Source organism: Pseudoalteromonas apostichopi (assembly GCF_030297135.1).
GTDB classification, from domain to species: domain Bacteria; phylum Pseudomonadota; class Gammaproteobacteria; order Enterobacterales; family Alteromonadaceae; genus Pseudoalteromonas; species Pseudoalteromonas apostichopi.
In genome coordinates, this window is record NZ_AP028065.1 from 2,204,753 (window position 1) to 2,219,061 (window position 14,309).

Genomic DNA, 14,309 nt, shown 5'->3' on the forward strand with positions numbered 1-14,309 from the left:
GACGGTGTCGTCATCGCGCTTTTTTGTTTTACAAATATTAAGGCACGAACTTAATAGGCACACTGTCCTTATTTGCTTCGTGCTCGGTGACTCTAGCTTGGTATTGCTGCCAAAGCTCGTCATGGTTAGCATGTAGCTCGCTAAGATAGTGCCAGCTAAATAAACCGCTATTATGATTGTCGCTAAATACCAGTCGAATTGCATAATGACCAACAGGCTCAATCTTGCTAATTCCTACTTGCTGCTTATCAAGCACTAGTTTCATCGGCTCATTACCATGTCCTTGTACTTCAGCTGAAGGTGAGTGAACACGCAAAAATTCAGCACTAAATTGAGCAATAGTCTGATCATCAAAATGAACATCTAATACTTTGCTAACGCTGTGATAATGCACTTTAGTGACTTCTTTCATGTGAGCCTCGTATGTACGATTTATAAACTAAAAAGCCTCCAACTGGAGGCTTTTGATTATAACGCTAAATTGTTGATTAAAGAATGAAGCGACTCAAATCTTCATCTTCAACAAGTGCACCTAAATGCTGCTCAACGTAGTTGGCATCAATTGTCAGTGTTGAACCTGCTTTTTCTGAGGCATCAAATGAAATTTCTTCCATTAGTTTTTCCATCACTGTGTGTAAGCGACGTGCACCGATGTTTTCGGTTTTTTCATTTACTTGCCAAGCCGCTTTCGCAATGCGTTCAATGGCATCATCTGTAAACTCAACCTCAACTTGTTCTGTTTTTAACAGCTCACGTTGTTGCTCTGTCAATGAAGCGTGAGGCTCAGTTAAGATACGTTTAAAGTCGTCAGCACTAAGCGCTTCAAGCTCAACACGAATTGGTAAACGACCTTGCAGCTCTGGGATCATGTCTGATGGTTTAGCCATTTGGAATGCGCCTGATGCGATAAACAACATGTGGTCTGTTTTAACCATGCCGTGTTTAGTGCTTACCGTTGAGCCTTCGATTAATGGTAGTAAATCGCGTTGTACACCTTCACGGCTAACATCTGGGCCAGAAGCTTCACCACGTTTACAGATTTTATCGATTTCATCGATAAAAACGATACCGTTTTGCTCTACCGCGAAGATAGCTTGCTCTTTTAACTCTTCAGGATTAACAAGTTTTGCGGCTTCTTCTTCAACTAATAGTTTGAATGCTTCTTTGATCTTCAGCTTACGCTTGCTGCGCTTATCACCACCCATATTTTGGAACATGCTTTGTAGCTGGTTGGTCATTTCTTCCATACCAGGAGGAGCCATGATCTCAACATTTGGTTGTGCTTGTGCAACATCGATATCAATTTCTTTGTCGTCTAATTGGCCTTCACGTAATTTCTTACGGAAAGATTGACGAGTAGAAGAGTTCTCTTCTGTTTTTGACTCACCAAATGTATCGCGTGCTGGTGGTAAAAGAGCATCTAAAATGCGTTCTTCTGCCGCTTCTTCAGCGCGGTGTTTAAATTTTTTAGTTTGTTGTTCACGTGTCATTTTAATTGAAATATCAACTAAATCACGGATGATCGTTTCAACTTCTTTACCAACATAGCCCACTTCAGTGAACTTGGTTGCTTCAACTTTAATGAAAGGGGCATTAGCAAGTTTGGCTAAGCGTCGAGCAATCTCAGTTTTACCCACACCAGTAGGACCAATCATTAAAATATTTTTTGGTGTTACTTCAGCGCGTAAATCGTCGCTCAGTTGCATACGGCGCCAGCGATTACGTAGCGCGATTGAAACTGCTTTTTTAGCTTTAGCTTGGCCAATAATATGTTGATCAAGCTCGTGAACGATTTCTCTTGGCGTCATCTCAGACATGGCAGTTCCTATTACAATTCTTCAATAGTTTGGAAATTATTCGTGAATACACAGATATTGCCTGCAATTGTTAGGCTTTTCTCTACAATGTCACGTGCACTTAGGTCGGTATTTTCTAGTAGCGCTGTGGCTGCTGATTGTGCGAAGTTACCACCACTGCCAATCGCAATTAGGTCGTTTTCTGGCTGCACAACATCACCGTTACCTGTGATAATTAATGAAGCAGTTTCGTCTGCGACTGCTAATAGTGCTTCGAGCTTTCTAAGTGCGCGATCACTACGCCAATCTTTGGCCATTTCTACGGCAGCCTTAGTCAGGTTACCTTGGTGCATTTCTAGTTTGCTTTCAAATCGTTCGAAAAGGGTGAAGGCATCAGCAGTACCGCCAGCGAAACCAGCGATTACTTTGCCATTATAAAGACGTCGAACTTTGCGGGCGTTGCCCTTCATTACGGTATTACCAAGTGAAACTTGGCCGTCGCCACCAATAACGACCTTGTCGTCGCGGCGTACACTTACAATAGTGGTCATGATTATTCCTCATCATCGAGCGGCGAAGCCGCTCGTAAAAAGCGATTGATGAGGTGTTTATATGGGTGAATGAACTAAAATCAAGTCCAAAGCCAAATTCCGCAGCCCATTATTTTGATGCGTTTAAGTTTATTCTTGTCACTTTCGGCTAAACGTTTGGTTTCGTAAGGGCCTAAGCGCACTTTATACCAAATACCATTACTGCCTTGTGTTTTCTTTACCTCGGCAACTAAGCCTGCAAAAGCGATTTTTGCTTTTAATGTTTGTGCTTGTGCCATGGTTCTAAAAGAGCCGCATTGCATTACATAAGGGCCTTTTTGTTCAATCTCTTTGACCTCGACTTGAACTTCATGCTCTTTAATCTCCTTAATGAACTCAGGCGTTTTAGGAGGCGGAATGATAGCTTCTTCTTTTTTAACTGGGTTTGCTTGCTGCTCTACTAACTCAGGATCGGCATTATGTTTGATATACCACAAGCCGTAACCAAACCCGCCTACTAAGATAAGCGCAATTAAAACAAGAAAAATTGGGAAGGGCTTTTTTGCCGGGGCTTGTTTTTTATTATTTCGATTTGCTGGTTTTTTATTTATGTAATCGTGTTGTGCCATGATTCTTAATTGGCCTTAAATCATATCTATAGGATCAACATCTAGGCTCCAACGCACCTTTTGCGCTAATTTACTGGTACTTATATAGTCAACCATCTGCGCTAAATATTGGTGTAAGTGAGAGCGTTCCTGCGCCTGAATATGTAATTGAAAGCGATATTTACCTGCTACACGTTCCAGTGGCGCAGGTATCGGACCAAGCAATTGTATACCAGATACGTTCTGGACAGGAACCAAATCAGTTAAAAAATCGACCACTTGATTAATGTTATGCCCTTCTGCACGAACCATGGCCATATTAGTAACAGGTGGAAGCTGCGCATCTTCTCGCTCTGTGAGTGCATAGCGGGCAAAATCTTGGTAACCATTATTTACTAAGTCTTGTAGTAGTGGATGCTCAGGAAAGTGAGTTTGCAGTAATACTTGCCCTGGCTCACCACTTCGCCCAGCACGGCCTGCCACTTGTGTAACTAGCTGTGCTAAATGCTCTGTCGCGCGAAAGTCACAGGAATATAAACCACTATCGACATCTAAGATTAAAACGAGACTCACATCGGCAAAGTGGTGGCCTTTTGCCAACATTTGCGTACCGACTAAGATACGAGCACCACCTTGATTAATATCATCAAGTGCTTTCTCTAAGCTGCCTTTACGACGGGTTGAGTCGCGGTCAATACGACTAATCGGAATATCAGCGAAGGTTTGTGTTAAAAACTCTTCAATTTGCTCAGTGCCTTTACCATTTGGAAAAATCTGCGTGCTGCCACAATCTGGACACTGATGGGGCACCTGATGTTGCTCACCACAGTGGTGACAAATCATTTGGCCAATGGCTTTATGAAAGGTTGCGCTAGTGCTACAACGTGAGCACTCACTTAGCCAACCACACTCATGACATATGAGGGTAGGTGAAAAACCTCGGCGGTTTAAAAACACCATCACTTGCTTGCCTCGCTCTAAATGTTGACGCATATAGGCAAGGCTGGCATGGGCAATACCAGCTTGTTCTGGTTGGCCTTTCATATCGATTAATTGGAACTGATTATCAGTGCTGGTTTGGGCGCGTTCAGTAAGACTCAATAACTGATACTTGTTATTAATTGCTTTGTGTAAGGTTTCAAGTGCCGGTGTGGCGCTACCTAAAACCAGTGGAATATTATGCTGGTATGCTCTATAAGCGGCTAAATCTCTGGCATGATAACGCAACGTGTCTTGCTGCTTAAACGAGCTGTCGTGCTCTTCATCAACAATGATCATCCCAAGCGATAAAAAGGGTAAGAAAATACTCGAACGTGTACCGATCACTATGGCACAACTGCCTTTTTCACAGAAACGCCAGGTTTGTAAGCGTTCATTGTCTGTTAGTGCTGAATGCCATAGCATAATTGGTGTATCAGGAAATCGGCGACGAAAACGGTTAACGGTTTGAGGTGTTAAGCCAATTTCGGGCACTAATACTAAGGCTTGTTGACCTTTTTTAAGTACTTCTTCTAGGCATTGCAAATATACTTCAGTTTTACCACTTCCGGTAACCCCTTCAAGTAAAAAGCTAGTAAAGCCGCAAGCTTGATTAATGCTGGTACAGGCAACGGCTTGCTCTTTATTAAGAATTGGTTTGTTTCCAACGGTCGGCACGCGTTGCTGCCATTGGTTATCATGTTCGATAAATTGAGTGATCAATTCTTTATCGAGTAGGCCGTCGATGGTTTTTTTTGTAAATCCGAGTGCTTTTAATTCAGTAACAGATGATTTGCCCGATTCGGCTAGCTGCTTTAATAAACTCAACTGGGTTTTTGCTTTTAGTGATGGAAGCTTTGCGCCTTTATCGGTCAGCTCAACCATATTAATACTGGTTTTATCTGGACATTCGCCTTGTCTTAAAGCAGCCGGAAGTGCCGTATGAATGGTTTCACCCAATGGGTAACAGTAGTAGCGGGCAGTAAATTTTAGCAAGGCTAGATGCTGCTCTGATAAAACTGGTGTGTCGTCTATTACATCAATAATAGCTTTAATTTTGTCTGCAGGAACTTCTGTTGATGTTTTTAGAGCGAGTACCACAGCGACCTTTTTTTGACTGCCAAATGGCACACGAACTCGCATACCTGGCTTTAAGTCAGGGCTATGCAGCAGCTGTTCAACTTTATAATCGAAGGTACGCTGTAAAGGGACTTTTATGGCAACTTCTACAAAGTGCATAACAACTCAACTGAAACAAAGATAGAAGGATAATGTACTAAAATTACTGTTAAAAACCTACCAACAAATACTGAACAACAGGCCACTTGATTATTTTTTTAGCGAAAGATGCATTTAAAGCTTGTCGCAAGGTCACTTGAGCTATAAAATACGCGGCCTATTAATTGTATTAACTGCGTATGGTGCCAGACTTCGGGTTTGGAGAGCGATACGGCCTTAACTAGAGGTTCCCTATGAAAGAAGGTATTCACCCTAAGTACGAAGCTATCACTGCAACTTGTTCATGTGGTAACAAATTCGAAACTAGCTCAACTCTTTGTAAAGACATCCACTTAGACGTATGTTCTGAGTGTCACCCGTTTTACACTGGTAAGCAAAAGATTCTAGACACTGGCGGCCGTGTTGATCGTTTCAACAAGCGCTTCGGTGCACTTAGCAGCAAGAAGTAATTTCTGCTGTTTAGTTAAAAGAAGCACCTTAGGGTGCTTTTTTTATACCTAAAATTCATTAAGTATACTTTGAACTCATCACTAACTTACCATCTTCACTTATTTCTTTTGCATAACTATTTCTGAGTGTTATGCCCACTATGTCGCTAATTGTGCAGACAAAGTGTAAACCCTTGGCTATATTCTTTTTTGTATAAATGCATACCAATCCGCAATAATACTTAATTAAGCGTATTGGTATCTAAAAGTTATTAAAAATAATAATTTTAAATAATTTCGTAATTAAATGCTGTGAACTTCGTTGAAATGGCGGTTTTAGGCTAATTTCGGCTATTTGCAGTGTTCGTGCATACAAAATACAAAAACACGTGCTTAAAAGGCCATAAATAGGTGAATTTTTATGTCTAATTAATCGCAACTATGCACAGAAATTGTGGGGAAATCCTTTAAAATTAAGCGATATAGCTTATAACAGGATAGACCTGATAATACTTGGAATTTTTATACATTACAGGTATCGTACTGATGCAAGCTCTCTCACTTTTTAACTTTTTGCAGGATACTATCGCGTTATGTCAGATTTTCGTGAACAAGCATTACATTACCACGCTCACCCCGTTCCAGGTAAAATTAGTGTTGAACTAACCAAGCCAGCCGAAACGGTTAACGATCTCGCTTTAGCTTATAGCCCAGGTGTGGCTGAACCGGTCCGCGAAATTGCTGCTGATCCAGCAAATGCCTATAAGTACACAGGTAAAGGTAACATGGTTGCGGTTATTTCAAACGGTACCGCAATTTTAGGTTTAGGTAACTTAGGTCCGCTTGCATCAAAACCTGTAATGGAAGGTAAAGCCTTATTATTCAAACGTTTTGCTGGCCTTGATTCAATTGATATTGAAGTAAAACACCGCACAACAGAAGATTTCATCAATACGGTTGCTAATATTGCTGATACCTTTGGTGGTATCAACTTAGAAGATATTAAAGCACCAGAATGTTTTGAAATCGAAAAAGCGCTTATTGAACGCTGTGATATTCCCGTTTTCCATGATGACCAGCATGGTACAGCTATTGTTACTGCTGCCGGTATGCTTAATGCCCTTGAAGTACAAGGTAAAGATATCGAAGATGCCATTATTGTATGTTTAGGTGCCGGTGCTGCCGCAGTTGCTTGTATGGAGCTTTTAATTAAATGTGGCGCACTACGTGAGCACATCTATATGCTTGACCGTAAAGGTGTGATCCATACTCGTCGTGATGACTTAAACGAGTATAAGCAACTATTCGCTAATAATACTGATAAGCGTACATTACAAGATGTTATTGCTGATGCTGATGTATTCGTTGGTGTATCAGGTCCTAACCTATTAACTGCAGATGATCTTAAGCTAATGGCTGATAAACCAGTCGTGTTTGCGTGTTCAAACCCAGATCCTGAGATTGCACCAGAAGTTGCGCACAGTGCACGTAACGATTTAATTATGGCTACGGGTCGTTCAGACTTCCCTAATCAAGTAAATAACGTGCTTTGCTTCCCGTTTATTTTCCGCGGTGCGCTTGATGTGCGTGCAACGGCAATTAATGATGAAATGAAAATTGCGGCAGTACACGCTATTCGTGGTATCGCTAAAGAGTCTGTACCAAATGAAGTACTGAAAGCGGCTGGTGTTGAGTCACTAGAGTTTGGTGCTGAGTACATCATTCCTAAGCCAATGGACCCGCGTTTATTACCTCGTATTGCACGTGCTGTTGCTGAAGCTGCAGTGGAGTCAGGTGTAGCGCAAATCGAGATGCCAGAAGATTACATGCGTTAAACTTAATTACTCAAATTGTATAACGCTAATAAAAAACTCAGCCTTGGCTGAGTTTTTTTATATCTGCGATTATCGGCGGTGATCCGATGGCCGAAATACTTATTCTGAATCAAGCACTGGGATATCTAACCCCATTTCTTGCATAATTCTTTTAACTTCTTCAGGTACCTTTTCAGGGTTGTCTTTACGAAGGTCGTCATCATTTGGTAATGGTTGACCTGTAAAAGCATGTAAGAAAGCTTCACACAATAACTCGCTGTTCGTCGCATGACGCAGGTTATTGATCTGGCGGCGTGTACGCTCGTCAGTTAATACTTTTAATACGTTAAGTGGGATTGATACGGTAATCTTTTTTACTTGTTCTGATTTTTTACCGTGTTCTGCATATGGGTGAATGTATTCACCGTTCCATTTAGCCATAAGTTGTTTCGTTGCCTCGGTTGTCAGTGATTTACGCCTTATTCACAGCGCAAGATGCGGAAATTCTATCTCTTTAAAAAAGATAGTCAAATACTAGTTATTTAGCCATCTAGTGGTGTAAATGTATAAACTTCTATGTGTGAGCGATAAATGCTTTGACTTCTCATATTTGATCATCTAACCTTTTAGACGTCTAAACATCCAGTTCAGGAGTAGGTGATGAAATGAGCGATAAAAATAAAGCGACGATTACTGTTCGTCACGGCATCGAAGCCGATAAACATCATGGCGCGGTTGTACCGCCAATTTACTTATCAACCACCTATTCATTTGCTGATTTTGATACTAAGCGCCAGTATGACTATGGCCGCAGCGGTAACCCGAATCGCGATATCTTAGCTGAAACCTTAGCTGAACTTGAAGGTGGCGCTAGAGGTATTATTACTGCAACAGGTATGTCAGCAGTGCATTTAGCGACTCAGCTATTAAACAGTGACGACACCTTAGTGATCCCACATGACTGCTATGGTGGTAGTTATCGTTTATTCACTTCGCTTGAAAAGCGTGGCCTGTTAAAACTAAAAGTTTTGGATTTAACGAAATCTGAAAATCTCCAAGAAATTTTATCGATTAAACCTAAGTTGATTTGGATAGAAACGCCAAGTAATCCAATCTTGCGTTTAACAGATATTAAAGCAATCACTAGTATTGCTAAGCAGTGTGATGCTTTAGTTGCGGCTGATAACACCTTCTTATCACCTGCGCTGCAAAACCCAATTGAGTTTGGTGTTGATATTGTTGTTCACTCAACTACTAAATATATTAATGGTCACTCTGATGTGGTTGGCGGTGCGGTGATTGCTGCTACGCAAGAGCTAGGTGATGAGCTTGCTTGGTGGGCAAATAATATCGGCATTACTGGTGCACCATTTGACAGTTACTTAACGCTTCGTGGTTTACGTACTTTAAATGTGCGTTTAAAGCAGCATCAAGAAAATGCTTTTGCGATTGCGGAGTATTTAGAAAACTCTCCTTTTGTAAGCCAAGTTTATTATCCAGGCCTTGCTTCTCACCCACAACATGAGCTTGCTAAAGCACAGCAACGTGGTTTTGGTGGCATGGTGAGCTTTGATATTAAAGGCGACATTAACGATGCAGCAGCGTTTTTAACCAGTCTTAAAGACTTTAGCCTTGCAGAGTCGTTAGGTGGGGTAGAAAGCTTGATTTGTCACCCTGCGACTATGACACACGCAGGCATGGAGCCTAAAGCACGCCTTGAAGCCGGTGTGGGCGATACTTTGATCCGTATTTCTGTAGGCATTGAAGATGTAAAAGATCTTATCGCAGATTTAGACCGTGTTTTCAATTTAGTAAAACCAGGTCAAGGCCAGCAAGTTGCTAAAGCTGAAGTAAAACAAACACAGCAAGATACACAACAAAACGCGTCATTTAAGTTAACGCCTGCGCATACGGCATTGTGGTAGAAGAGATGGTAAATATTGTTCATAAATTTGGTGGCTCAAGCTTAAGCTCTGCAGATCGTTATCATGCGGTAGCTAACATCGTTCTAGCGAATACAGAGCAGGGTGACTGTGTGGTTGTGTCGGCATCAGGTAAAACAACCGATACTCTAGTAAAACTTTGGCAAAGTTACCAGCAGCAAGATAGACAAGCAGTTAGCGATATTTTATTGCTTATTGATAACAATCAACGAGCCTTAATTGAGCAATTACTTACAGGCCAGAATAAACAACAGGCGTTGGCGCAGCTAAATGATGAGCTTGCGGTTTTAAATGAATTAATTAGTCAACAGCAGTTACTTGAGGCACCTTTACTTGCCCATGGTGAAGTATGGTCGGCGCGCTTGTTGGCCGCTTACCTAAATCAGCTCGGTGTCGCTGCGCAAGATGTTGATGCAAGGCAGTTATTTACTTTAAATGACGGGCAACTATTACATCAAAAAAATCAGCAGCAATGCACAAGTATAATTAGTAAGTCACACATAAACGTAGTAACGGGCTTTATAGCTGTGGATTGCCAAGGCAATACGGTTACATTAGGGCGCAACGGCAGTGATTACAGTGCGACGTTACTGGCCAGTTATACTTTTGCGAAACAAGTGTCTATATGGACCGATACACAAGGCGTGTTTAGTACAGATCCTCGTAAAGTTAAAAATGCGCTTAAATATGCCAAGGTTTGTCGCGAGCAAGCTAACTTATTAGCGCGTTTAGGTAATCCTGTACTGCATGCTAAGACGTTATCGCCGTTAAAAGGCACCGAGATCAAGCTAGTTGTTAGAAGTAGCTTTGATTGCGATGCAACGCCAACCGAAGTAGTAAAAGAAGGCTATAGCAAAGCAAAACGTTTTATTACTACCTTAGATAACATCGATTTATTACGGGTTGATAAACTTAGTAGTGGTGAAGTAGGTGAACTAAGCCAGTTAATCCAGCACAGCCTGCACCACTTTACTAAAGATGGCGATACTTACTTATTAGTGCCAGGCCAAAGCACTCATCAGGTTGTAGGCCACTTAGCGGGTCGCGCCAATATTGTTGAGTCTAATTTAAGTGGTTGTGCAGTGGTTGCACCAACAACTGATGTAATTACGCTTACAGATCAAGCGACAGCGCTTTTAAAAGAGCAAAGCATTCATCCTCGTTTTGTACAACAAGATGATAACTATGTGTTGATCTTAAATGACCAGGCAATTGATAGTGATGTTTTAACTCTTCTACATGACAAGTTAGTCAACAAAGGCCAAGAGCTGGCCATTATCGTTGCTGGTCTTGGTAATGTGGGTGAGGTGTTCTTATCGCAACTACAAGCTCAGTTTGCTCGTTTATCTGCTCAGTATAAAGTAAAAGTTGTTGCTCTTTTACGCTCAAAGCAAATGCTTTTTAGTGCCAGTGGTTTAAATACTGAAACATGGCAAGAGCAATGGCACAACGAAGCGCAAAGCTACAACAAAGCTGAGTTATTAGCACGTATCAATGAGCTTGATTATGAACACAAAGTAGTGATTGATATTACAGCCAGTGAGGCCTTTAGTCAGTTTTATCCTGATTTTATAGAACTTAACTGCCATTTGATCAGTGCAAACAAATATGCTGGCACCGCCGCCAGTAGTTGGTATCAAACATTACGTAATAATTTAGCCGAGCGAAATTTATTGTGGCGCTATAACACCAGTGTGGGGGCAGGTTTACCAATTAATTTTGCTTTAGCTGATTTACAAAATAGTGGTGACAGAATTAACCGTATTGAAGGGGTATTTTCAGGTACCTTGTCATGGTTATGCAGCAGCTATGATGGCAGTGTGCCGTTTTCAGATTTAGTGCTTCAAGCTCAGCAAATGGGCTATACAGAGCCAGATCCTCGTGAAGATTTATCTGGCCGCGATATGCAGCGTAAACTGCTAATTTTAGCGCGAGATCTCGGTCTTGATTTAGAGCTTGATGACATTGCTTTAACTCCACTCATGCCTGAAGCGTTAGCAATAGGTAGCTGGCAAGATTTTCTTGCAAATAAGCAGCTACTCGATGATTTTATGACTGAAAAAGCAAACTTGGCTGCAGCTGAAGATAAAGTTGTGCGCTATACCGGTGCTATTACATTAGTAGATGGTAAGGTCAAAGCACAAGTTGGCTTAGTCAATGTTGGCAAAGATGATGTACTAGCAGGTCTTAAACCGGGCGATAATATCTTTGTAATTAATTCACAGTGGTATTTAGATAATGCATTGGTGATCCAAGGCCCTGGAGCGGGCAAAGAGGTCACCGCAGCGGGGATTCACTCAGATCTTTATTGGTTAGTGAATAACCTAAAATAATTTTGCTGATCTTAGTTTAAATGGCTAAGCAAAAAGCGCCCTTTAGGCGCTTTTTTATTATCACAACTACTTATACAAATTGCTTAAAACAGCTCTTCTTCTGTGCTGAGCTTTTCTTCAAACACATCAGTAGGTTGATCAAGTACATACTTGGTTGGCGCAGTGCCTTTAATAAAGTACTCAAAGCGACTAGTGTAATCGTTTTTATGGCTTAAAAGGCCCGTCGCTAAGTCGATACGAACCGATACGAGCCCCTCAGGAAGTTCAATAGGTGCTTCTGGCATACCATCAAGGGCTGCACGCATAAAGTCGACCCATGCCGGTTGCGCTGTTTTAGCGCCTGATTCTGCACCAGATATTTGCGATTTATCGAGGTTATTATTATAGGTCGAACGGCCAAGGGCCTTACCTGGGTTATCAAAACCAACCCATACCGAAGTCATCACATTGCGGTTAAAGCCGCTGAACCAAGTATCAACAGAGTCATTGGTGGTACCTGTTTTACCGGCTAGGTCACGACGACCAAGGGCTTGTGCACGCCAGCCTGTACCACTCCAACCCGTTTTATGAGTCCAGCTACCGCCACCCCAAATAGCACTGTGCATAGCTTGTGAAATTAAGAAAGCATTTTGCTTTGAAATGATTCGTGGTGCACAACGTGGGGCGCTAGTAACCTGAGTATTTGGAATATTTATCTGAGTATCATCCAGAGATGCAAATTCAGGGGTAATGGCTTGTTGTGGTTCATCACAGGCAAGTTCAGGCTCTGTTTTAAATAACACATTTCCGGCAGAGTCTTGAATTTCTGAAATAAAGTATGGAGTAATTAAGTGCCCACCATTAGCAAAAGTACTCATCCCCCTCGCAAGTTCAAGAGGAGTGATGGAGGCGCTGCCAAGTGCCAGCGATTCACTACGGTTAATATCACTGTTTAAAAAACCAAACTTAAGCAAATGATCGGCTGTGCGCTCAAGACCAACACCACGTAATAAGCGTACCGAAATTACGTTTTTCGACTGGGCAAGTGCTCTACGAATACGGATAGGTCCATTATAAACCGCAGGACTGTTTTTCGGGCGCCATGCGACACCTTGACTTTTATCCCACTGATTAATTGGTGCATCATTCAGAATAGAAGCGAGTGTATATCCATTTTCAAGTGCCGCTGAATAAATAAACGGCTTAATGTTTGAACCTACTTGGCGTTTTGCTTGGACTGCACGATTGTATTGGCTTTGCTCAAAACTATAACCACCAACAATCGCTTTAATACGACCATCTTGTGGATCTAGTGAAACCAATGCGCTCGAAGCTTCGGGCACTTGGCTTAATATATAGCTGTCATCTGCATTTTTACGCAGCCAAATTTGCGCTCCAGCCGTTAGGATTTCACCAGCGGTTTTTGGTGCGAAGCTTTGACGGTATCGCGTAATATATTTACGTGCCCATTTTAAGCCATCCCACTCAATAGTAACTTGTTCGCCGCTTTTTAAAAGCACATCGATTGACTGCTCTGCGACATTTGTTACAACACCAGCCAATAACGGGCCAAATTCTTTAACATCTTTTAGTTTATTTAAGATTTCTTCTTGGCTAAGTGGGCTCTCGTTTTCACTGTCCCATAACTGTGCCGTAGCACCACGGTAGCCATGACGCATGTCGTAAGCATGTAGGTTATCAACAATGGCATCTTGTGCTGCTTGCTGAATATTTGAGTCAACGCTAGCGTAGACCTTAAAACCAGAATTATAAGCGCGCTCATGGCCATAACGTTCAACCATATCAGCACGCACCATCTCAGAGATATATGGTGCATACACTTCAATTTCTGCGCCGTGGAATTTTGCAGTAATAGGCGCCTTAGTGGCTTCTGCGTATTCACTCTGCGTAATGTACTTTTCGGTTAACATACGTCCTAAAACAACATTACGACGGCTTTTAGCACGGGTAGGGTTACGTATAGGGTTTAGTGCTGAAGGTGCTTTAGGTAAACCTGCAATCATTGCCATTTGCGCCAAGGTAAGTTCATTTAATTCCTTACCGTAATAAACTTGTGCTGCAGCACCAATACCAAAAGCACGGTTACCAAGTTCAATTTTATTTAAATATAATTCGAGGATTTCGTCTTTAGTTAATATACTTTCGATATGTAAAGCGATGAAGATCTCTTTGACTTTACGGATGTATGCTTTTTCTCGGGTTAAGAAGAAGTTACGGGCAAGCTGCATAGTTATCGTACTTGCGCCTTGTTTCTTTTCACCTGTAGATATGAGTACAATGGCAGAACGAACAATACCAATAGGATCGATACCGATATGCTCGTAAAAACGGTTATCTTCTGTTGCTAAAATAGCGTCGATTAATGGTTGAGGGATTTGATCTATCGTAACGGGAATGCGGCGTTTTTCACCGAATTGGTTAATCAATAAACCATCGCGTGAAAATACTTGCATAGGTGTCTGTAATTGAACGTCTTTTAGAACCTGAACGCTAGGAATGTCAGGTTTAACGTAATAGTATAGACCAACTAAAGTGATTAGCCCTAAGAATGAGCAAATGATAATAAATTGTAAAGTTCGCTTTAATAAAATCACTTATATTTTCCCTAAATGGACTCCCAATTAGAATCGGAGACTGCTA

At 41.6% G+C, this 14,309-nt stretch carries 11 protein-coding genes; 4 read left to right on the top strand and 7 right to left on the bottom strand.

Annotated features, from left to right (window positions below):
* Positions 1 to 37: 37 nt before the first annotated feature.
* The 5 genes from QUE86_RS09940 to priA form a co-directional block, all read right to left on the bottom strand.
* Positions 38 to 412 (bottom strand): gamma-butyrobetaine hydroxylase family protein, encoded by a 375-nt coding sequence (locus QUE86_RS09940; RefSeq protein ID WP_130049806.1) that lies wholly within the window; start codon positions 410 to 412, stop codon positions 38 to 40.
* 76 nt (positions 413 to 488) lie between these two features.
* Complete coding sequence (hslU, locus tag QUE86_RS09945; RefSeq protein ID WP_130049805.1) at positions 489 to 1,817, bottom strand: ATP-dependent protease ATPase subunit HslU; 1,329 nt, start codon at positions 1,815 to 1,817, stop codon at positions 489 to 491.
* An 11-nt stretch (positions 1,818 to 1,828) separates the two neighbouring features.
* Complete coding sequence (gene hslV / locus QUE86_RS09950; RefSeq protein ID WP_054552816.1) at positions 1,829 to 2,347, bottom strand: ATP-dependent protease subunit HslV; 519 nt, start codon at positions 2,345 to 2,347, stop codon at positions 1,829 to 1,831.
* Between the two features lie 80 nt (positions 2,348 to 2,427).
* Positions 2,428 to 2,955, bottom strand: coding sequence for an SPOR domain-containing protein (locus QUE86_RS09955; protein WP_130049804.1), 528 nt, complete (start codon positions 2,953 to 2,955; stop codon positions 2,428 to 2,430).
* 15 nt (positions 2,956 to 2,970) lie between these two features.
* On the bottom strand, positions 2,971 to 5,151 hold the full coding sequence (priA, locus tag QUE86_RS09960; RefSeq protein ID WP_130049803.1) for a primosomal protein N': 2,181 nt from the start codon (positions 5,149 to 5,151) through the stop codon (positions 2,971 to 2,973).
* Between the two features lie 233 nt (positions 5,152 to 5,384).
* Between priA and rpmE the strand changes: the two genes are divergently transcribed.
* Together rpmE and QUE86_RS09970 are read left to right on the top strand one after the other, a co-directional pair.
* Positions 5,385 to 5,600, top strand: a complete 216-nt coding sequence (gene rpmE, locus QUE86_RS09965) for a 50S ribosomal protein L31 (RefSeq protein ID WP_036973208.1) — start codon at positions 5,385 to 5,387, stop codon at positions 5,598 to 5,600.
* A 572-nt stretch (positions 5,601 to 6,172) separates the two neighbouring features.
* The gene (locus QUE86_RS09970; RefSeq protein ID WP_130049802.1) at positions 6,173 to 7,414 is read left to right on the top strand and encodes a malic enzyme-like NAD(P)-binding protein; all 1,242 of its coding nucleotides are present in this window, start codon (positions 6,173 to 6,175) and stop codon (positions 7,412 to 7,414) included.
* Positions 7,415 to 7,513: 99 nt separating this feature from the next.
* Here QUE86_RS09970 and metJ read toward each other — a convergent pair whose 3' ends face one another.
* A complete protein-coding gene (metJ, locus tag QUE86_RS09975) occupies positions 7,514 to 7,834 on the bottom strand; it encodes a met regulon transcriptional regulator MetJ (RefSeq protein WP_036973203.1) in 321 nt (106 codons plus the stop codon).
* Positions 7,835 to 8,058: 224 nt separating this feature from the next.
* On the opposite strand from metJ, the gene metB reads away from it, so the two are divergent.
* The gene (metB, locus tag QUE86_RS09980) at positions 8,059 to 9,318 is read left to right on the top strand and encodes a cystathionine gamma-synthase (protein ID WP_130049801.1); all 1,260 of its coding nucleotides are present in this window, start codon (positions 8,059 to 8,061) and stop codon (positions 9,316 to 9,318) included.
* Positions 9,319 to 9,323: 5 nt separating this feature from the next.
* A complete protein-coding gene (gene metL / locus QUE86_RS09985) occupies positions 9,324 to 11,669 on the top strand; it encodes a bifunctional aspartate kinase/homoserine dehydrogenase II (RefSeq protein ID WP_130049800.1) in 2,346 nt (781 codons plus the stop codon).
* Between the two features lie 83 nt (positions 11,670 to 11,752).
* On the opposite strand, the gene QUE86_RS09990 is transcribed toward metL, so the two are convergent.
* On the bottom strand, positions 11,753 to 14,263 hold the full coding sequence (locus tag QUE86_RS09990) for a penicillin-binding protein 1A (RefSeq protein ID WP_130049799.1): 2,511 nt from the start codon (positions 14,261 to 14,263) through the stop codon (positions 11,753 to 11,755).
* Positions 14,264 to 14,309 lie beyond the last annotated feature (46 nt).